This is a genomic window from Peribacillus sp. SIMBA_075, assembly GCF_046534585.1.
Genome location: NZ_JAWRYN010001480.1, coordinates 1 through 240, shown reverse-complemented (window position 1 = coordinate 240; position 240 = coordinate 1). Strand labels below are relative to the sequence as shown.

1 protein-coding gene is annotated in these 240 nt (G+C 74.6%); it reads left to right on the top strand.

Annotated elements, in window-relative coordinates; translation table 11 throughout:
* Positions 1 to 195 (top strand): hypothetical protein (locus tag SB775_RS33315; protein ID WP_410865575.1); only part of this gene is annotated, 195 nt, incomplete at its 5' end.
* Positions 196 to 240 lie beyond the last annotated feature (45 nt).

The window sequence follows — 240 nt, the reverse complement described above, 5'->3', positions numbered from 1 at the left end:
CAGGAGGCCGCGGAGCGGGCCGCGGCGGAGCACCAGGCCAGGGAGCTGGTCGCCCGCGCCGAGCTGCAGGAGGCGCAGGACGACCTGAGCCGGGCAGGCTGGCTGAGCCGGCTTCCGGCGCAGCGGAGGGTGGCCAAGGCCGAGCAGCAGCTCAACGATGTGCTGGACGAGGGCGCTGTCGGCCGCCCCCGGTAGGCTGGAGGCATGCCCTCGAGTCCCGTGCGCATCGCCACGATCAAC